Source organism: Mesorhizobium sp. NFR06 (assembly GCF_900115245.1).
GTDB lineage: Bacteria > Pseudomonadota > Alphaproteobacteria > Rhizobiales > Rhizobiaceae > Mesorhizobium.
In genome coordinates this window covers 14,925-35,130 of the sequence record NZ_FOVT01000008.1, presented here as the reverse complement: position 1 = coordinate 35,130, position 20,206 = coordinate 14,925, and the positions used below count along the sequence as shown (strand labels likewise).

Annotated in this window: 15 protein-coding genes and 1 pseudogene; 13 read left to right on the top strand and 3 right to left on the bottom strand. The window is 59.3% G+C overall.

What is annotated here, in order from left to right; all coding sequences use genetic code 11:
• Positions 1 to 62: 62 nt before the first annotated feature.
• Positions 63 to 1,709, bottom strand: coding sequence for a hypothetical protein (locus F3H96_RS15800; protein ID WP_244620030.1), 1,647 nt, complete (start codon positions 1,707 to 1,709; stop codon positions 63 to 65).
• A gap of 642 nt (positions 1,710 to 2,351) precedes the next feature.
• On the opposite strand from F3H96_RS15800, the gene F3H96_RS15790 reads away from it, so the two are divergent.
• The 8 genes from F3H96_RS15790 to F3H96_RS31125 all read left to right on the top strand — a co-directional run bounded on the left by F3H96_RS15790 (position 2,352) and on the right by F3H96_RS31125 (position 11,379).
• The gene (locus tag F3H96_RS15790) at positions 2,352 to 2,678 is read left to right on the top strand and encodes a hypothetical protein (protein WP_149802658.1); all 327 of its coding nucleotides are present in this window, start codon (positions 2,352 to 2,354) and stop codon (positions 2,676 to 2,678) included.
• Between the two features lie 77 nt (positions 2,679 to 2,755).
• Positions 2,756 to 4,015, top strand: coding sequence for an alpha/beta hydrolase (locus F3H96_RS15785; protein WP_244620049.1), 1,260 nt, complete (start codon positions 2,756 to 2,758; stop codon positions 4,013 to 4,015).
• Between the two features lie 46 nt (positions 4,016 to 4,061).
• Positions 4,062 to 5,474 carry a DUF1254 domain-containing protein gene (locus tag F3H96_RS15780; protein ID WP_149802657.1) on the top strand — a complete coding sequence of 471 codons (1,413 nt, stop codon included), beginning with the start codon at positions 4,062 to 4,064 and terminating at the stop codon, positions 5,472 to 5,474.
• A gap of 54 nt (positions 5,475 to 5,528) precedes the next feature.
• Positions 5,529 to 5,963, top strand: coding sequence for a hypothetical protein (locus F3H96_RS15775; protein WP_149802656.1), 435 nt, complete (start codon positions 5,529 to 5,531; stop codon positions 5,961 to 5,963).
• A gap of 267 nt (positions 5,964 to 6,230) precedes the next feature.
• The gene (locus tag F3H96_RS15770) at positions 6,231 to 8,657 is read left to right on the top strand and encodes an arylsulfatase (RefSeq protein WP_149802655.1); all 2,427 of its coding nucleotides are present in this window, start codon (positions 6,231 to 6,233) and stop codon (positions 8,655 to 8,657) included.
• A 234-nt stretch (positions 8,658 to 8,891) separates the two neighbouring features.
• Complete coding sequence (locus tag F3H96_RS15765; RefSeq protein WP_244620048.1) at positions 8,892 to 9,842, top strand: formylglycine-generating enzyme family protein; 951 nt, start codon at positions 8,892 to 8,894, stop codon at positions 9,840 to 9,842.
• A gap of 110 nt (positions 9,843 to 9,952) precedes the next feature.
• Complete coding sequence (locus F3H96_RS15760; RefSeq protein WP_149802653.1) at positions 9,953 to 10,552, top strand: hypothetical protein; 600 nt, start codon at positions 9,953 to 9,955, stop codon at positions 10,550 to 10,552.
• 416 nt (positions 10,553 to 10,968) lie between these two features.
• Positions 10,969 to 11,379, top strand: coding sequence for a hypothetical protein (locus tag F3H96_RS31125; protein WP_244620029.1), 411 nt, complete (start codon positions 10,969 to 10,971; stop codon positions 11,377 to 11,379).
• A 696-nt stretch (positions 11,380 to 12,075) separates the two neighbouring features.
• Here the strand turns inward: F3H96_RS31125 and F3H96_RS15750 are convergent.
• The gene (locus tag F3H96_RS15750; RefSeq protein WP_244620028.1) at positions 12,076 to 13,920 is read right to left on the bottom strand and encodes a mechanosensitive ion channel domain-containing protein; all 1,845 of its coding nucleotides are present in this window, start codon (positions 13,918 to 13,920) and stop codon (positions 12,076 to 12,078) included.
• Between the two features lie 1,171 nt (positions 13,921 to 15,091).
• Here F3H96_RS15750 and F3H96_RS31120 point away from each other — a divergent pair.
• Positions 15,092 to 15,430, top strand: a complete 339-nt coding sequence (locus tag F3H96_RS31120; protein ID WP_244620047.1) for a tyrosine-type recombinase/integrase — start codon at positions 15,092 to 15,094, stop codon at positions 15,428 to 15,430.
• Positions 15,429 to 15,733 (top strand): annotated as a pseudogene (locus tag F3H96_RS31115) (IS110 family transposase); the annotation flags it as partial. The gene F3H96_RS31120 and the pseudogene F3H96_RS31115, both read left to right, overlap by 2 nt.
• A gap of 577 nt (positions 15,734 to 16,310) precedes the next feature.
• Here F3H96_RS31115 and F3H96_RS15735 read toward each other — a convergent pair.
• Complete coding sequence (locus F3H96_RS15735) at positions 16,311 to 17,894, bottom strand: 4-hydroxyphenylacetate 3-hydroxylase N-terminal domain-containing protein (RefSeq protein ID WP_149802650.1); 1,584 nt, start codon at positions 17,892 to 17,894, stop codon at positions 16,311 to 16,313.
• Between the two features lie 230 nt (positions 17,895 to 18,124).
• On the opposite strand from F3H96_RS15735, the gene F3H96_RS15730 reads away from it, so the two are divergent.
• The 3 genes from F3H96_RS15730 to F3H96_RS15720 are packed head-to-tail and all read left to right on the top strand — an operon-like array spanning position 18,125 to position 20,151.
• Positions 18,125 to 18,730 carry an FAD synthetase family protein gene (locus F3H96_RS15730; RefSeq protein ID WP_149802649.1) on the top strand — a complete coding sequence of 202 codons (606 nt, stop codon included), beginning with the start codon at positions 18,125 to 18,127 and terminating at the stop codon, positions 18,728 to 18,730.
• A complete protein-coding gene (locus tag F3H96_RS15725; protein ID WP_149802648.1) occupies positions 18,717 to 19,241 on the top strand; it encodes a flavin reductase family protein in 525 nt (174 codons plus the stop codon). Before F3H96_RS15730 ends, F3H96_RS15725 begins: the two co-directional genes overlap by 14 nt.
• A 40-nt stretch (positions 19,242 to 19,281) precedes the next feature.
• A complete protein-coding gene (locus tag F3H96_RS15720) occupies positions 19,282 to 20,151 on the top strand; it encodes a dioxygenase (protein ID WP_149802647.1) in 870 nt (289 codons plus the stop codon).
• The last annotated feature ends 55 nt before the right edge of the window (positions 20,152 to 20,206 follow it).

Here is a 20,206-nt window from a genome sequence, read left to right as displayed (position 1 = left end):
GACACGCACGCGGTCCTCCATATGTCCCAGGGGCCTGTCGTCTTGACGGCGACGAGCGTCAGTCAGTGCGGCACGTCAAGGCCAGCCTTCCTCAGTGAGCCGAGGACGAATTCGACATCTTGCGACCGGAGCAGCCGCATCGAAAGGTCTTGCCGTATGTTCTTCACCAAAGCTGGTTGATTTTGATCAAGCCAGGCGCGTTCGCGCTCAGCAGCGACCTTGTCTCCGCCTTCGCCGAAAATCGCGGCTGCAAGCATGTGGTAGACCGGATTGGATGGGATCGGCGATTTTTTGATCCATATGGCTGCCTGCACATAGTCGCCGAGGAAATAAGAGCACATGGCCAGATCAATGTCATAGTAACCCACGGAACTCGGATTGCGTTGACGTGCTTGCCCAATCAGCGCGCACCCTTCATGCCAATTTCCCGACATCGCCAAGCGATCGCCATATTCGCCCAGAAGTTCGGTATCGTTAGGATTGACGGCCAAAGCCTCCTTGCCCACGCTCAATGCGGCATCAATTTCCTTCCTGTAATAGAGGGCGAACATTTCCGCTTGGCGTCCCCGGATGTTAAGTGGATCGAGTCCCACGGCCCGCCTGGCTGCGGTAAAGGCATGCGCGAGCGCGGCTGGCGACGAGGCGCGATCTGCCGAAAAGTCGAATCGATAGTCATCGATATAGATCAGCGAAAGAAGTCCCCAGGCGGTGGCGTAATTGGGGAAGCGATCGACCGACTTTTCGAGGCAGGTGCGTACCGATGATCGGGTTTCTGGATTGAGGTCGACCCGGTACGCATAAAAGGAAAGCGTGCAAGAATAAGCGGCCCAGTCATCGGGCGGGTTCTCGACGTGGTGGAATGCATCAGCCTGGAAGATGACGCCGTAGGTTTGAGCCAGGGTCGTCGTCACTTTGCGGGCAATGTCGGCTTCAGCCTGGAGCAGATCGGCAACCTTCATTCCGCCATCGTAGCTTTCGGCCCACAGAACCGAGTCGTCGCGCCGATTGATAAAGCGAACCTGAAGGCGAAAGGCATCGGTCGACAGGTTGACGCTTCCGGCAAGGATAAATCGCGGCGACGCAACCGATGTATCGTCGGCCTTTGCGGTCGACTCCATGACCACGATGTCCTTGAACTTGGAGAGTTGGCTGATGACCTCCTGCTTCAAGCCGCTGGCAATGGCAGCCGAGGCCGTCGTGCCCGCCTGATCCTCAAAAGCCTGCACAAGCACGCGAGGTCGTTCAGGCATATCGGGGCCGGCGCCAGGCAAGTGCCACCACCATACGATCGGGGCCAAGGCCACAAGGAGCGCCACAAGCACCCAGATCAGACTGGACCTCCTCCTCCGGACTGCCGGAGCAGGCACGACGAGGGATGCATCAGGAGTAGTCGGAAGCTCTGCAACGGGCGTTGGCGATCGCCGGGAGAAGACTGGAACATAGCCCCCTTTTGGGATCGTGATCAGGATTAGGTCGGCCTGCCCGGAGGTCAGATAGTAACGCTCGAGCGCGCGCCTGAGGTGGCCAGCCTCGATACGGACGATGGGATCCGTCTGCGCGTCGAACGACTCGCCGCGGCCGAATACCTCGGTCGCGATGGTATACGCCTTGATGCGGTCGCCACGCCCTGCCAGCGTTTCCTCCACCACATGGGTCAGGAAGCGGCGCTCGCGCCCGGTTGCATCGAAGTCCGCACTGGTGACGATCAAGGCAAGTTGGGCACGGCAATCCTCAACAGGGAGGTCATGCCTCCCAGTTGCGGATACACCCGCCTGTATCACCATACCCTCGCTAAATCCCGCACAACCGCGGTTTTATAATTATAACGGTTACGTGCTTGCCCACGTAACTTACCTTCCGCAGCCAACTCTTTGCAATACGATTGTATCAGCTCGATGAATTAGCGTCATGGCAACAGAAGACGGATCGTTTGACAGACAAAGAGCGATTTCGGCGGCAGTGCGCCGATTTCCTCAATTCGAATTGGCGATCCATCGGCTGATGGATCGGAGTGAGAGTTTTCGCGACATATGCGAGGAACTCGCGGACGCAGAGTTTGCGCTTTCAAAGGTCGATGAGGTCGCACCTGCACTACGCGGGGCCAGACGAGCTGAGTGGCAGGAACTGGTGGATCGGTTGGTTGGTGAGGTGGAAACAGTGCTGAACACAGATGCCGTCCGGAAGTCGGCTACCACTCCGTGGCCGCCACGATGAACGACCACGTAAAGAGCGTGGAAAACGGACCGATGCAGAGCGGATCTGGCGCATAGCTACTCGCCCTCATGCCGAGGGCGTGTCTGCGGGAATGGGGCGCTTAGACCTGATCAATGACTAAAACAATGGAGGAAATGATGACAACGAAGTTCACATTGCGCAACTCTATCGTCCTGGCCCTGACTTTGGCCACCTTCGTCCAGATAGATCCGATCTCGCTGGTTACGACAGGCTCACTGTCGACTGATGCGAACGCAAGGGTTGGTCGGCCGCTCACACCCGGAAGCGCAGCGGGTGTCGCGCGGCGCACGACACGGCGAACAATCCACAGAACACATGTCTATATCCGGACACTTCCTGCTGGTTGCGTCAAAACTGCGGTCAACGGAACGGCGGTCTGGCATTGCGGCGGCAAGTACTATCAGCACTCCGGCTCCCAGTACGTGGTTGTTCACATCAACTGATTGTGTGCATCGGCGGTATGAGGGGGCTTTGAGTGCTGTTGGTAAGCAATTCGAGAATCGGGCCTATTAATAGCCTCTTGTTGGCATTGGCATTTATCGGCTTGCTATCGGGCTGTGCGACCCGTCCGACGAACGTGCTTTTGCCGGTGGCTGATACGTCGCCGTCATCCAGCAAGATCGAGATGCTGGTAACGACGACCCGCGCGCGCTCTGCCAATCCGGCCGAGATGTATACGGGGGAACGCGGAAGCGCTCCCTCGTTTGCGGACATAACAGTGTCGATCCCTCCGGCATCGGTCCGCCAGGTGGGCGAGGTCGCCTGGCCGAAGAAGCTGCCATCAAACCCTGCGACCGATTTCGCGGTTGTGAAAGCCGAAGAACTAACACTGCAGACAGCGAAGGGATGGCTTCACGCCTCCGTCAGGAAGAGCCCGGATCACAGCGTTCTGGTCTTTATCCATGGGTTCAACAATCGGTTCGAAGACTCTGTTTACCGCTTTGCGCAAATCGCCAAGGATACCGGAACGGACAGCGTTCCGATCCTAGTCACATGGCCTTCACGAGGCAGTACGCTGGCTTATGGGTACGATCGCGAAAGCACCAACTACACCCGCGACGCCCTCGAACTGCTGTTCCAATATCTGGCGCGCGATCCCGACATAAAAGAGGTTTCGATCCTCGCTCATTCGATGGGCAATTGGCTGGCGTTGGAATCCCTGCGTCAGATGGCCATCCGCAATGGCGGCCTGCCGGCGAAGTTCAGGAATGTCATGCTGGCTGCGCCTGACGTCGATGTCGACGTGTTCCGCACGCAGATTGCAGATATGGGCAAACGGCACCCGCAGTTCACCCTTTTTGTCTCGCAGGATGACCGCGCCCTTAAAGTTTCGCGACGGGTTTGGGGCAATATCCCCCGGCTCGGCTCTATCAATCCGGAAGAGGCTCCATACAAAGAAGAGCTCGCGAGCGAGAACGTAACCGTCATCGATCTGACGAAAGTCAAATCCGGAGACCGTCTGAATCACGGCAAGTTCGCCTCATCACCGCAGATCGTGCAACTGATCGGGGCACGGATGGCCGGCGGTCAGAGCCTCACTGACAGCAGGGTCGGCGTTGGCGACACAATCGTACAAGCGACCACCGGTGCGGCGGCGGCAGCGGGCAGCGCTGCAGGATTGGTGATTGCGGCGCCCGTTGCAGCAGTTGATCAGAACACCCGAGAAAACTACGGCAACGAGGTCGAGAGTTTGACCGGCCCGCAGGGCCGCAAGAAAGCGGATGCTGGCGGCAAGAATTGCCCCCTGCCGACTCCGCCCACAAAAGGATGCAAGACATAGTGCTTGAGGGGACCGCTCACGCAAATTCGACACTGGGAGAAACGCGATGAGACTGACTCGCCGCAACTTTACGACAGGTTGTGCGCTTGCGCTGGGGCTCGCAGGACTTGGCTCTAAAAGCGCTAAGGCTGCGGACATAACTCCGTCTGAAGCGCGCGCGATCGCCAAGCAGGCTTACATCTACGGCTACCCGATGGTTGACGGCTACCGAATCCTTCACGCCTATTTCATCAACAGAAAGAGCCCCGAATTCAAAGGTCCCTGGAACCAGCTCGTCAACATTCCTCGTGTCTACACGCCCGATGACAAGGCAGTCCAGACGCCCAACTCTGACACGCCCTATTCCATGATAGGACTCGACCTACGGGCTGAACCGATCGTGCTTACCGTGCCGTCGATGGAAAAGGACCGCTATTTCAGCATCCAGCTCGTCGATCTATACACCTATAATTTCGACTACATCGGCAGTCGTACGACCGGCAACGATGGCGGCAGCTTCCTCATCGCCGCGCCGGGCTGGAAGGGCAAGCCGCCCAAGGGTGTCACAAAGGTGATCCGTTCGCAGACCGAGCTTGTGCTCGGTATTTATCGCACGCAGCTTTTCAGGCCGGGCGATCTCGACAACGTCAAGAAGATTCAAGCTGGCTACAAGGCTGAGCCGCTGTCGGCGTTTCTCGGTCAGCCTGCTCCGGCTGCGGCACCGGCAATTGATTTCACCAAGCCGCTGGTACCGGACCAACAGAAGACGTCGCCCCAGGTTTTCAACATCTTGAATTTCGTCCTGCAGTTCTGTGCAACCGACCCCTCTGAGACCGACCTTATGGCGCGTTTTGCCAAGATTGGTGTGAGCGCAGGGAAAGCCTTCGACGTGAACACTCTCTCGTCCAACATGAAGACTGCCATCGAGCAGGGGACGGCTGACGCTTGGGCTGAGCTCGCTAACCTTAAAAAGAAAATAGACGCTCGGGAGGTGACGTCTGGCGATCTGCTCGGCACCCGGGAGCATCTGAAGAACAACTATCTTTACCGCATGGCCGGAGCGGTGCTCGGCATATATGGCAACTCGAAGGAGGAAGCCATGTACCCGGTGTATACCGTGGATTCCGAGGGGCAGACGCTCGATGGTGGTAACCGTTACACGGTGCACTTTACGCCCGATCAGCTGCCGCCTGCCAACGCCTTCTGGTCGCTTACGATGTACGACTTGCCCTCAAGCTTGCTTGTCGCCAACCCGATCAATCGCTACTTGCTTAACAAGTCGATGCTGTCGCAATTCGTCAAGGATGCTGATGGCGGCCTGACGTTTTATATTCAGAATCAGTCGCCAGGTGATGCCGAGGAAGCGAATTGGTTACCCGCGCCCAAAGGTCCCTTCATGGTTGTCATGCGGCTCTATTGGCCGAAGCCGCAAGCGCTCGACGGATCGTGGAAACAGCCACCAGCGATGAAGACGCATTGAGATGCACGGGACTCTTTGCAGCGTGCGGCGGATCGCGATGGGTAAGGTCAACAAATGAACGCGAAACGCAAGCTATTCCTGATCGTAGTCGCGGCGATCGAGGCAGCGACGGGCCTCGGTCTTCTGTTGCTGCCTTCCGTTGCATTTGCTCTCCTGCTTGGATTGGAAAGCGCCGCAGTTGAAGCACTTTTTGTCGGCCGCATTGCGGGCGCTGCGCTGCTTGCCATCGGCGTCGCAAGCTGGATGGCGAGGAGAGACAAGGTAAGTCATTCACTATTCGGATTGCTCATTGGCATTATGATTTACAACACGGCCGTATCAATTCTCCTCGTCTATGCGACCGTGCTCTTAAAGATGGCTGGCCCCATGCTTTGGCCCACGGTTGTATTGCACGCGCTTCTTGCCGTCTGGGGTGGTCTGCTTTTAGGGGGGATTCCCAGCCAACTCCGTGGAGAAGCCGGTGACAGCCGGAGGATCCTTGAAAAGTAGGAAACGTCCACGTGGGCGTGTGGCACATCGCGTGAATCCGCTGCGATGCAATGCCGCCCGGGCACATTACGAGTTCGTGCCCTGCTACGACAGCGGCTCTGTAGCGCGATTACACGCTTGCCCCACGTAACTTACATTCCAGCGCCGGCCCATTGGGGCGTACCATTTATGAGTGTGCGCAGGCAGCAGTCATCGAGAGAGTCAGTGTCACCCTCGATGGTGGGTCGTTGGTTGAACGATACCGCGAGAAAATGGGAGGAATTAAATATGATGCGTAAACTCACTCTGGCGTTGCTTCTGACCGCTTCGTCGGTCGGGTTGTTGCTCCCATCTAGCGCCATGGCACAGGACGCCGCGCTCGATCGCACGGTCCTGCCGATCGCACAACCGCAAGTGCCGCCGGTCACCGAACTTGATGCCCGAAACGCCACTCCGCCGCCACCTTTCGCGGTGAAGGCGCCATCCATGGCACCCAACGTGCTCATCATACTCCTTGACGACATGGGCTTCGGGCAACCGAGCGCTTTCGGCGGCCCAATCCACATGCCGACGCTGGAGCAGCTTGCTGGTCAGGGGCTTAAGTACAACACGTTTGAGACAACGGCACTTTGCTCGCCAACACGGACAACGCTTCTGACCGGCCGCAATCACCACATGAACAACATGGGTGCCGTCGCCGAAGTGGCGACTGCCTTTGCGGGCAACACCGGCGTGCGTCCCAACGCTATTGCCCCAGTCGCGGAAATCTTGCGTTTGAACGGCTACGGCACGGCCGCCTTTGGCAAGTATCATGAAGCCCCGCCTTGGGAGATCAGCACCGCCGGCCCGTTCGATCGCTGGCCCACACACTCCGGCTTCGACAAGTTCTACGGCTTCATGGGCGGGGAGACCAATCAATGGGCGCCGCTGATCTATGACGGAACGGCCAAGGTCGAACATCCGCTTGTTCCCACCTACAATTTCATGACCGACATGACCGACCAGGCGATATCCTGGGTGAGCTCCGTGAAGACCCTCGCCCCCGACAAGCCCTTCTTCATTTATTTCGCGCCGGGCGCGGTCCATGCACCGCACCATGTGCCAAAGGAATGGATCGACAAATACAAGGGTGTCTTCGACCAAGGCTGGGACAAGCTGCGCGAACAAACCCTGGCACGACAGATCAAGCTCGGCGTGGTCCCGGCAGGTACTAAACTCGCCCCGAAACCAGATTTCATCAAGGACTGGAACGCGCTGACGCCTCAGGAGCAAAAGCTCTTCGCGCACCAGATGGAAGTCTATGCTGGCTTCGGCGAATACGCCGATCACGAGGTCGGCCGTCTCATACAGGCCCTTCGTGATAGGGGCCAACTCGACAACACCCTTGTGTTCTACATGGCTGGCGACAACGGGGCCAGCGCCGAAGGCGGGGCCAACGGCGTATTCAACGAGAACACCTACTTCAATGCAGTCCCGGAACCGTTGGAGGTCCAGCTCCAGCATATGGACGAGCTTGGCGGCCCGATGACCTATAATCATTATGCTTCCGGTTGGGCTGTCGCCGGCGACACGCCCTTCACCTGGACCAAACAGGTCGCGGGCAGTTACGGGGGCACGCGCAATGGAATGGTCGTGTCCTGGCCGAATGGCATCAAAGCGAAGGGTCAGGTACGCTCGCAATGGTCCCATGTAGTGGACGTCGCACCGACCATCCTCGATGCTGCCGGCTTGCCGGAGCCGAAGTCGGTGAATGGGACCGTCCAAATCCCCATGCAGGGCGTCAGCATGCGCTACTCCTTCGACGATGCTTCAGCGAAGGACCGGCACTTGACGCAATATTTCGAGATCCTCGGTAACCGCGCCATCTACAATGACGGCTGGCTGGCTGGGACCGTTCACAAAGCGCCCTGGGAACCAAAGCCGCGAGCCGCACTTGCCGCTGACAAATGGGAACTCTACAACACTCGTGCCGATTTCAGCCTGGCGAACGACCTCGCCGCCTCGAATCCGGCCAAGCTGAAGGACATGCAGGCACTGTTCATGAAGGTGGCTGCCGAGAATCACGTGCTGCCCATCGACGATCGCAGCCTTGAGCGGTTCAACGCGGCCCTCGCCGGACGGCCCGATCTTATGGGCAAACGCACATCTCTCGTAGTCTATCCCGGCATGATCGGAATGATGGAGAATGCCTTCATCAACGTGAAGAACAAGTCTTTCTCTGTCGAGGCAACGGTCGCGAACCCGAAGGGAGATGCGAGCGGAGTGATCGTTGCACAGGCGGGACGATTCGGCGGTTGGAGCCTGTGGCTGAAGGGCGGGCGCCCGACATTCACTTACAACTGGTTAGGTATTGAACACTACGACATCGCCAGTGATCAGCCGATCCCGACGGGCAATGCTACCATCCGCTTCGAGTTCGCTTATGATGGTGGCAAGCCCGGCTCCGGCGGCACCGGAACCATCTTCGTAAACGGCAGCAAGATTGCGCAGGGCCGGATCAAACGCACGCAACCTTATTTGTTCTCTGCAGACGAGGGCGCCGACGTTGGCATGGATGAAGGCACTCCGGTCAGCGAGGATTATCAGGTGCCGGCGATGTTCACTGGCACGATCGAACAAGTCACCATCGATGTGAAGCCGATTGCAGCTGCGGACCAGCCGAAGGTCGATCAGAACAATGCGGCCGGAGCCGCGAAGGAAGCCGACTTCGATTAGGGCGCGCTCTCGGAGAAGGTGCCTTTGGGCCCAGGCCGGACATTCTCCATTTGGCGGCCTCGACATCTCCCGAGGCCGCTAGTGTGGGCTCCAATTGGGTGAAAGCGTTTTCGTTCGAACCTTGAGTTGGCCCCACGAGGCATTGCATCAGATATGGCACAGGCTATGGCAAAAATTGCCGACACCGAACGAAAACTAGAGAGCTCCGTGCCGGACGATACACCGCGCAATAACATGGTGTGGATACCCGGCGGCACGTTTCTCATGGGTTCAGACAAGCACTATCCGGAAGAGGCACCAGCGCATCGCGTGACAGTGAGCGGCTTCTGGATGGATGTTTGTACCGTCACCAACCGTGACTTTGCTCGCTTCGTCGAGGAGACCGGTTACGTCACGATGGCCGAGCGGCCAGCGAACCCAGATGACTATCCTGGCTTGCAGCCGGACAAGCGTATCCCTTCGTCCGCGGTGTTTATCAGGCCCAAACAACGTATCGACCCGCGCGATCACTACAATTGGTGGGTCTATGTGAGCGGTGCCAACTGGCGTCATCCGCGCGGCCCGGCGAGTTCGGTCAAGAAGTTTGCCGCCCATCCGGTGGTACATATGGCGTATGAGGACGCCGAAGCCTACGCAAAATGGGCCGGCAAGAAATTGCCGACCGAGGCCGAGTGGGAGTTCGCGGCACGTGGCGGGCTCGATGGTGCCGAGTTCGTCTGGGGCGACAAGATGACCCCGGACGGCGAGCATATGGCCAACATTTGGCAGGGTGAATTCCCTTATCGAAACACGCTTGACGACGGGTTCGAGTACACCGCGCCGGTCGGTTCATTCCCGGCTAACGGTTACGGTCTCTACGACATGGCCGGCAACGTCTGGCAATGGACGACCGACTGGTACCAGGAGCACGGCAAGATCGACAGCCCATGCTGCACGATCGAAAACCCCCGAGGTGCGAAACGGGAGGACAGCCTCGATCCGGGACAGCTGCAGACGAGGATCCCCCGCAAGGTGATGAAAGGCGGATCGCATCTTTGCGCCCCAAACTACTGCCGACGATACCGCCCTGCCGCGCGGATGGCCCAGCCGGTCGACACGTCGACCAGCCATTTGGGCTTTCGCTGCGTTGCGTATTCACGCGGACCGATGCTGCCGCGCGGCGCAAAGTGGGAAGAAACACCATGACCCGACACGCTTTTTGCGACCGCCGTCATGTGGACGCAATGATTGCTTGCGGAAGTCGATACTACGGCAGGCGGATCGTGCGCCGCCTAGCAAGATAGCAAGGCTCAAACATGCGACAAACGTTCTCGTTCCTCAAGACGACCCTAATCGGCGGTCTGGTTGTCGTGTTGCCGGTCTGGCTGGTCGGGTTTGTGCTCATTCGCGGGCTAGGTCAGATCAAGTCGGCGATCGAACCACTGACGAACAATGTCACCCATGCATTTGCGCCGCCTATTGCGATCGCGGCGCTGGTGCTGCTGTTCTCGTGTTTCGTGATAGGCCTTCTCATCCAAACAGCGAGCGGTGGCAGGCTTGTGGGCACGGTCGAGAAGCGGCTCGCGGAAAGCCTGCCAGGTTACGGTCTATTCCGCGGCTTAACGCTGGGAGTGACGGGCGGCGGTGCCGACCACGCCGTGAAACCGGCACTCGTCGGTAGCGAAGACGATATGGCGTTTGGCATCATCATAGAGCGGGCAAACGGCTTCAGCACGATCTTCATCCCGTCTGCGCCATCTGCAACCTCCGGATCCGTTCGCATCATGCTGGACAGCAATGTACACCCACTCGATGTTCCCCTGCGAAAAGTGCTCAGCAGCATGTCGCATTATGGGGAAGGCGCGATCAGCCTGGCTGGCGCAGCGTTAGGGAAGCCTGTGTCAATTGATCGATGACTTTGGGCGCAACCCCGCGGCGCCAAAAGGCTGAATTCGGAAGGACAGGGACGTATGAAAACCCGGATTTTGCTCGCTGTTGGTTTGGTTACCTTCGGCCCGGTCGGCGTCGCCACTGCGGCAGACCAAATATATCCGGGCGCGGAGAGTGTCGAATACAAGGACGCTTCCGGTTGGACTTTCACGATTGCCGCATATGGTTGGCTTGCTGGTCTCAAGGGCAATGTCGGTGCCGGGGGGAGGACGGCACATGTCGACGCCAGCATTGGGGACGTACTTTCCAAATTCGACATAGGGGTCATGGGATTGGCGGAGGCGGCGTCTTTACAGACTTCAACTATGTGCGGCTGTCAGCGTCCTCCGATACCCCATTCGGCATTCTCGCCAGCAGTGCAGACGTCACGGCCCACAGCTTGATGTGGACAGCGGCGGCGGAATATCGGTTTGTCGAGACACCGCAGGCAAGTGTCGACGCTTTTGCAGGCTTCCGACTCTATTCGCTCAAGAACGAGCTCGATTTCAATGGTCCGGGCGTGCTGGCCGGCGTCTCGCTGTCTGACCAGCAGACATGGGCTGATCCCATCGTCGGGGTGAAGGCCCGCTACTCCATCACGCCGCAGCTTTATCTTACCGGTTGGGGAATGGTGGGTGGGGCAGTTTCTGCCGATGTGACCTGGGACGTGATGGCCGCTGCGGGCTATCAATTCAGCGACAAATTCTCTGCAGTACTTGGGTATCGCGCTTCCGGTGTCGACTACGAGAAAGACGGATTCGTTTACGACACCGTTCAACAGGGGCCTATCATCGGCGCCGTATGGCGCTTCTAAATTCGAGAATTTGAAGTCGCCTTTCTTGCGGCTTCCGGGGGTCGGCGGCCGGTAGAGCTTCGACGGGTCTGATGGGAGCAAAAAATGAAACGAGGCGATTTCGTCAAAGGCTTGGCTCTGCTTGGCCTATGCCCTCTCTGCGCCAAGCCCGGCTTTTCTTCGGAAAGTGCGCATTGGAGCTACGAAGGTAAAGCCGGACCTGCTCATTGGGCGACTTGGGTAGGGCAGATGCTGTTTGCTCGACCGGCACGCATTCTGAGCATCGTTTCTGAATGCCGAAGGATGTTCAACCCCTGCACCGAGACGGCCACCTGTGAAGAAACCGTTCGACCTAGGTAGCAGTTCTCGTACCGCAAGGTCTGGGGCACGGCAGCTGCAGCGTGCCCGCAGTCGAATTATCGGCGGGGTGTGTTCGCTTGCGCTTGCAAGCGCATCCGAAGTCTCGCGGCCGGGGAAGACGCCGCCGGAAGGCATCCACCCCAAATCGTCAACATCATGTCGATCGGTCTCTGACTGGGCGGATCACTGCTTGCCGGCTTTGGCATGGCCGCAGCCGCACGCCGCTCGATTCACATGGTGATGTTAGCCGCTACTGGCGCGATCAAGGCATCCCGCTCAGGCAGCATTGAAGGACAGACTCCGCCCGGCGTGATCAGCATACATCTGCGCGTCGTAGCCGCGACCTCTGCGGAATGCTCAGCCAGGTGCCGCTGATCCGGTCAGGGGCTTTGGGACGGCCTGAATGCCGTTTTCCTGAAATGCCTGGTGCACGGCGGTCAAAGCGGCGCGGCGGATCATGGACTGTCTGCCCGCTTTTGCCTTGAATTTGGCTCGGATGACCAGCGTGCCGTCCTCAACCTCGGCAATCCCCTGGCTCTTGAACGGCTCGAGCAGATCTCCAGCAAGTTCCGGGTTGGCCGAAATGTCCTGGCCGATCTTTTTGAAAATCTTGCGGACTTTTTCGACATCGGTGTTGAATGCAACGCGAAAAGTCAGTTTCTCGATCATCCAGTCGCGGCTGAAATTCTGGATCTTGCCGATCTCGCCATAGGGGATTGTCGCCAAGGCACCCCGCTGATGGCGCAGGGAAACCGACCGGACCGAAATTTTTTCCACGGTCCCCTTGGCGCCTGACGTTTCGATATATTCGCCGAAGCGGAATGCATCGTCGATCAGGAAAAACAACCCGGAGACTAGGTCCTTCACTAGCGTCTGCGAGCCGAAGCCGATGGCGAGCCCGAACACGCTCAAGCCGGCGATCAGCGGCCAGACATTGATCCCGATCGACACCAGGATCGAGAGCAGCGCCAAGGCCAGAATGCTCGATTTGCCGACCGCGCTGAGCAGCGGCACCAGCGTGCCCAGGCGTGAACGCGGCGCACCCGGCACCTCCTCGTCACCACCTACTACGTGCAACTCCGCGCGCAAGGCGCGAGCCGTCCCCGTGCCGACCACGTTCCACAGAAACGCCGCCACCAACGTGATCAGCGCCACACCGGAGGCGCCCTTGGCGAGCTCTCGCAGATCTATGCCGAACCCTGCAGCCAGCGGGGTCGCCCATAGCGTTCCCAACGTGGCAATCATGATAGCCACGATTGTGAAGCGTGCGGTCTGTCGCCCCGCCGCCGCCAAGATCGAGATGTCGGGAGACTCCAAACCGCGCTGCGCCCAGTTCCCGATCATTGCGTCGAGATGTGGCGCGGCGAGAAACATCAACGCGGTCAGTAGAACGGCCGACCCACGAAGCGATGCTCCCAGGGTCAGCGCGGCTTGAGTGCTGACAAAGGTGACGATCAGGAACGCTATCACGATTGCCGGCCACTTTTTGGCGAGATGGGTGCGCCAGCGGCTTCTGGGGCGCGGACCGGCGACGGCGACTGCCATCGTGCGTCTGTGCCGCCATACTGCCCATGCAAACAGAAGGTAGATCGGAATTGCCGAGCCTGTTCGCAGCAGATCCTCCAAGGCCGGCCCGACGCTCCAGATCCGCGACGTCCCGAGCAGCGTGACGCCGATGAGCGCAAAGCCAATAGCAAACGAGAGATCGCGCACGAGCGCCGTCAAATGGGCGGAGCACTCCGCGAACTCCGTTCGCCGCGATGCCATTAAGAGTGATCTGACGGTGGCGAGGATGATAAGGCCGAGCACGGTCGCTATGGTCCAAAGGTGAAGGGTTTGCAAAGGCAGGCCCGAACCGGCCAGCAGCCGCGCAGCAATGAAACCGATAACCAGCGCCACCACAGCAGCCGCCAAGCCCGCAAAGAATCTGCGCCATGCGCTGCTCTTGGCTCCCGCCTTCTTGAACCGCCGGGCGAGCAGGATGAACCCGCCCGCGACGAGCGCAACAACCAACACAATCTCGAACATCAGGGCTAGGAGAGACGTTCCCTCGGCCGCAAGCGAGGCCTTTAGGTTTTCAAGTTCGACGGAGGCGCCGCTTAAAGCGGCAAACCGCTCGGACAGTCCGGAGACGAATCGCTCGGCGAGCTGGTCGAAGCCCGAAACCAACGAAGTAACGTCTGTTTCCGCCGTCTTGTCCACGATTTCTGCCCTTTCAACCCCTCGGAAGCCAGGTCAGGCGGTCGGCCGCCGTCTCGCTATCCAACCGTCGAACAATTCAAGCTTTTCTGCCCGGCTGCCCTTGCCCCCGCGCGGTCGGAGCATACTGAACTTTGTCGGCCCAGAGCAAAACGACAGCGTCGTGTCATGGGTGTGATGTGCCATCAGGCGCGTTCTGACCATCACCAGGAAGACCTCCGGCCAGAGCCACAGGGAGCGCCCAACGCGATGAAACGATGACAGCTCAAAGCCCTTCCTTCTACGCCACGTCCCCCAGTCGTTTTCTGAACACCGCAGCTAATTGGCAATCGGACACACTCAACGGATTTGACGTTGCCTTGGTACCTGCGTTGCCGGCACACCGTCGGGCTGAGGTCCACGGTCTTGCGCCCGTCAACGTTTTTCTTGACGAGTGAATAGATTGTCGCGACCCATGAGACCCGAAGGCTGAGGCATGACGCAGTGGCCTCCCACTTCCGTGCCAACCGCGGACTGCTGAAATCCCTTCGCCTGTAAGCCTGCCGCGATCCTTTTGTTGCGCCGTTCCGAGTTCCAAAGCCAATGTAGAATAACGGAACGAGCCAGCAGTGGAACGTAAGTTACGTGGGCGGCGACGGACTCCTGATCACAACGCGCGCCGAAGCGGTTCGTGAACATAGAGATTTCTCTACTTCGATCCGGACCGTAGTGACAGGCCTAGCGCAGGAAGGCTCAAAGGGGCGCAGCTACGGCATTGGACCCTGAAAGTTCAACGGCCGCTATCGTCTTTCCCTTAATCACGAGCGGAAATACTGCTTGCTGCGCCTAAGCGCCGAAGCGGCTGATGCCGTTTTTCCTCCGGCCAATCACGGCCGAGGAGAACTTACATGGGCCATTCCCAATACGATGATGCCAGTCGCGAGCGCGCAGCTTGGAACGCTGGAGAAACGGTAGGGACAAAGCGTCCGCTCACACAGAAACAGATCTGGGCTGTTCGCTTCTTTCTCGATTGAGAGAGACGCATTCATGACCGCGCCCTGTTCGACTGGCGATCGACAGCAAGCTTCGCGGCTGCGATGGTCTGGATCAGGATTCGAGATCTGGTCGCCGGGCAGGAAATCCGGACAGTGCGGTCGTCGTGCAGCAGAAGACAGGTCGTCCGGTTCAGTTCGAAATGACCTGCGACGTCCGAGCGAGTATTCTGGCTTGGCTCGAAAGGCGCAGAGGAACGGTCGGGGACTATGCGTTCCCGAGCCGCATCGATGGTGCGAACTACATGAGCACGAGCAGTATGCCCGCTTGGTCGACGAGTGGGTGTGCGATCGGATTGCGTCCAGGAGAGTATGGCACTCACTCGCTTCGGCGCACGAAGGCATCAATGATCTATAAGGCGACGGGTAATCTCCGCGCGATCCAAATCCTGCTAGGTCACTCCAAGATCGAGAACACTGTCCGATATCTCGGCGTCGATGTTGAGGACGCGCTCCTGCTCGCTGAGCGAACCGAGATCTGACATTGGCGGTCAGGGTCGCACATCGAAGGCTGGCGATGCTGATATGAGACGCTCGCTTTACGAGGCGGCTTCGGGGCTGATGACGCGCTTCAAGGGCAGAGACGACGTAAAGAGCTGCGGTCGGCGATCGCCAAACGCTCTTGCCTCCGCAAGGCCTGTGCCGCTGTGGCGCGCAAGCTGGCAGCGATAATGCACGCCATGTTGGAGCGACGGAGCGTTGTATGTCCGGCGATGCCGCTGCGAACCGATGCTGCCCGGTGCGCTCACCAGAAGCATCGCAGGCTGCTGGGAACTCATCGATGAACGGCGCAACGGGAGTTGAAACGCATGGCACCCGCACGCTGACGGACGCCAACTGAGACAAGGAGATCCACTCCGGCGGATGAGACCGATGCAGACCAGGAACGACGAAACGCACGTTATCTTGCCTGTGGCCGCGCCGATCGAAAGACGGCCGGGCCGCGCTCGATTGCCTGTCACGCTGCTCCATCACTCCGATGGAAGAGTGCGCCACGACGGTTCCAGCGCTGCACGATTGCCGCCAAACACACCCTCGCAAAGCGCGGAAGACTGCACGGCGCATCGGGACTCGGCTGTCTGGTATCCGCCTCATATCGGTTATTGAGCCGACTACGGCCCGCATCCGAAAAGCGGACATCCGATCAGTCAGGCGATGGTTCTAATGGCCTTTGCGCGCAGATGTGCCTTGAGCTTGGCGAAGGTGCCGGGCGTGGTGGAAGTGGAGTTGGTTTAGGCCAGCTCGCCCTGGAGCTTCAGGTCCCACGGCAAGCATTTTTCCTCCGGTTCCCGCAGCCTTGTCATACGGCCTCCGAGAGGAGGGGCTGGGACCGCTCCTTCACGAGGGAACGGTCCCACCATTCTATTCCGCCTGCACGGTGCCTCGGCCGACGAGGCTGATGTCGTCCGGATTGATGAGGTCTGAACTCGTCCAGCCGGAAAGGTCATATTCGCTCATGCAGTCCTTCACGATCGATTGCATCGAGGCCAGATCTCCGGTCGCGGTGGCGGCGTTCAGGGTTTCGATCCTCAGGTTCTCGTAGTTGCCGGCATAGTTTCGTTCATACAGTTCGTGGCGTCCGCCGAATTCGGTTCCGATGGCGTCCCAAAGCAGTTTAAGCAGCTTGACGCGATCGAGCGCTGCATAACCGTTCGAACCGCGCACGAAGCGGTCGAGATAGGGCCGGATCGCCTCGCTCTCGAAATCGGCCGAACTCGACGGCAGGTAGATCAGGCCGCTGGCGACGTGCCGTTCAATAAGCTCCTTGATCCTGGGGTAAGCCATCGGTGCCAGCACGCGGTAGGCAAGGCCGGCATTGAGGTTGGGGAGGTTGTAGCCGTCGGTACCGTCCCATGGAACCGGCGATTTGACCATGGCGTCGCCGAGCGCATGGAAGGTGTTGCGCCATGCGATGACTTCGCCGACGCCTGCCTGGACGCCGCGGAAGTCCTTTGATCCCGTGGCCTCGACAGCCATCGAAAACAATCCGGCGATGAAGTCCAGTTTCACCGACAGGCGCGTCAGGCCATGCAGGGTGAAGCGCGGGACGAAGCCGGATGCCGGGAAGAACTGGTTGATCTTGTCGACGTCGCCATAGATGAAGATGTTCTCCCACGGAACCAGAACCTTGTCGAAGACCAGGATCGAGTCGTTCTCGTCCAGACGGCTGGAGAGCGGATAGTCGAAGGGCGATCCGGTTGCCGCCGCGTTGAACTCGTAGGACGAGCGGGCGATCAGCTTGATGCCGGGCGAGTCCATGGGCGCGGTGAAGATCAGCGCGAAGGACTTGTCCTTGATCGGGATGCCGTAATGGGCGATGAAATTGTAGTGGGTCAGCGCCGAGCCGGTCGCGACGACTTTCGCGCCCGACACCACCACCCCCTTGTCCGTTTCCTTGTCCACATGCATGAACACGTCGCGGACTTCCTCGATCGGGCGGTCCCGGTCGATCGGAGGGTTGACAATGGCGTGGTTCCAGTAGTCGAGACGTTCCTGGGTACGGGCATACCAGTTGCGGGCATTCCCGGCATAGTCTCCATAGAAGGCCGAATTGGCGCCGAGCGTGCCGAGGAAAGAAGCCTTGTAGTCGGGCGAACGTCCCATCCAACCGTAGGAAACCTTCTGCAATTCGGCGATCGCATCGCGCGACCTGACCAGATCCTCGGTGGTCTTGGAGCCGAGGAAAAAGGGGTGCGTCAGCTTCCCCGAGCCGGTGTCCGTCAACACGCCGATCTCGTTCTTCTTTTCGTGGAAGCGGTCGTACCAGCGCGCAACCATGCGGGCCGAGTTGCGGAACGCCGGATGTTGGGTGACATTCTTGACGCGCTCGCCATAAATATAGATTTCACGGCCGTCCTGGATGCTCTCCAGGAATTCGGAACCGGTGTAGGCATCGGTACCTGGTGCTTGGGTATCAAGCACCGGCTTGGCAGCCAGATTATGCATATCCTGTACTCCTCCATTGGGCCGGACCAGGCATTCGCTAGCCGGCGTCGGGCTTAAAAAAGGGTTCCTCTTCCCTTTCGAGGCCGGAGGCTACGCGCCGATTAAGTGCTAATGATAGGTATCATGCGATACCGGATCGGGTATCGCTGGCGCCTCCGCCTAGCGTTAGATTTCGTTCGTCGACGGTGCCGAGACGATGGCGCCCCCGGTCGCGAACATGGGAGGAGACCATGATTCACCGCAGACAGATCCAGACGTCCGTCCATCGTGAGGACGTACTCAGGCTTTCCGCCAGCGTCCTGACGATCGGGTCGTTCGACGGCGTGCATCGCGGGCATCAGGAACTGATCGGAACGGCGGTCGTCATGGCCCGCAAGCTCGGTGTCGCGTCGGTAGTCTACACGTTCGACCCGCCTCCCAAGGCGCTGCTGTGCGGCGTCCGGCCGCTGACGTCGATCGAGGACAAGGTGGCGAGGATCAGCCTGCTGGGACCGGACCACATCATCGTTGCTCGCTTCGACGCGGCGTATCGGGCCCGCACGGCAGGTGACTTCGTCGGCGAGATCGGCGCATTGACGCCGCGGGTCATCTGGGTCGGAGCAGACTTCCGGTTCGGTTCCTGCAAGAGCGGCGATCCGCTGCTCCTCGCTCGCTACTTCGACACCCGCATCCTTCCGGCCGTGCGTTGCGAGGCCGGAGAGATCATGTCGAGCTCGCGTATCCGCGCCCTGAGGGCCGCGGGACGCTCCATCGAGGCCGAGATCCTCGAAGGTTGGTCCGGCCGGTCATATGCGCGTGCTGTTCATGCAAGCGGAGGATCACATGTCACAGCTTGAGCAACGGACGTTCCGCGACGCATGCGGGCTTTTCGCCACGGGGGTCAACGTCATCACCACCCATTGGGATGGACACGACCACGGGATGACCGCCAATGCATTCATGTCGATCTCGCTCGACCCGCCGCTGATTGCGATCTCGATCGCCGAGAAGGCGCGCATGCTTAGAAAAATACAGGCCTCAGGCCGATTTGCGGTCAGTGTTCTGGCGTCCGGCAAGGACAAGATCGCCTGGCATTTTGCAGGCAAGCCCAATCCCTCGCTTCACGGTCTCTTCGATTCACTCGACGGGCTGCCGGTGGTCAGCGGCGCGCTCGCTACCTTTTCGGCGGAAGTTCGCGACGAGATCCTTGCCGGCGATCACACGATCTTCGTCGGCCACGTCCGGGCGCTCAACTGGGACAGCAATGCCGATCCGCTGCTGTTCTTCAAAGGCAAGTTCGGCGCGCTCGAAGACGCCCGCAAGGCCCCTGCAAGCATGCCGCAGATCGAAACTGAACTCATGTGGTGACCCCAAAAACAATCCTACGCTGCCATTCAAGGAGGAAAATATGCGCAATGTGACCCAGCAAAACATCTCGGACGTTGTGATCGCAGCCTTGTCTTCGGACATCCTGGCGCGCAATCGCCAGATTCTCGAGAATCTGATCCGGCACATCCATGCGTTTTGCATCGAAACCAAGGTGACGCATGCCGAACTGATCCAGGCCTGCCAGTTCCTGGTTCGCGCCGGCCACATCTCGGATGACGCCCGCAACGAATTCATCCTGCTTTCCGACATCCTCGGAATAGAGGTTCTCGTCGACATGCTCGACCACACCGTCACGGACGGTGAAAGCGAGTCGACCGTGCTTGGGCCGTTCTATCGCGAGAATCCGCCGGTGCTGCCGAAAGGCGCCTCGATCGTCCAGAAGAGCTTCGAAGGCTGTCAGAGCGTGCGCGTCAGCGGCACAATCAGCGACACGTCGGGGCGGCCCATTCCGGGCGTCATCATCGATGTGTGGGAAGACGCGCCGAACGGTCTCTACGAACAGCAGGATCCGGACCAGCCCGATTATAATTTGCGGGGCCGTTTCCTCACCGATGAAGAGGGCCGGTACGAATTCGTCGGTATCCGCCCGGCGCCGTATCCAATTCCCTACGATGGGGCGGCCGGCGAGTTGCTGAACTATATGGGCCACCATCCGTGGCGGCCGGGGCATATCCACTTCATGATCCAGAAGGACGGTTATCAAAGCCTGGTCTCGCAGATCTACGACGCCGACACGAAGTACCTCGACAACGATGCCGTCTTCGCCGTCAAGGAAAGCCTGATCGGCAAGTTGCACAAAGCGCCTGCCGGATCGGACACGGACCTGGTGATGGAATTCGACTTCAAGCTCAAGCCAAAGGCTGCCGAAATCGCCGTCGCGGCCGAATAACAGTCAGCAATCGACCCGCCTGGTGCTTGCCCAGGCGGGTTCTCCCGAGGGCAGC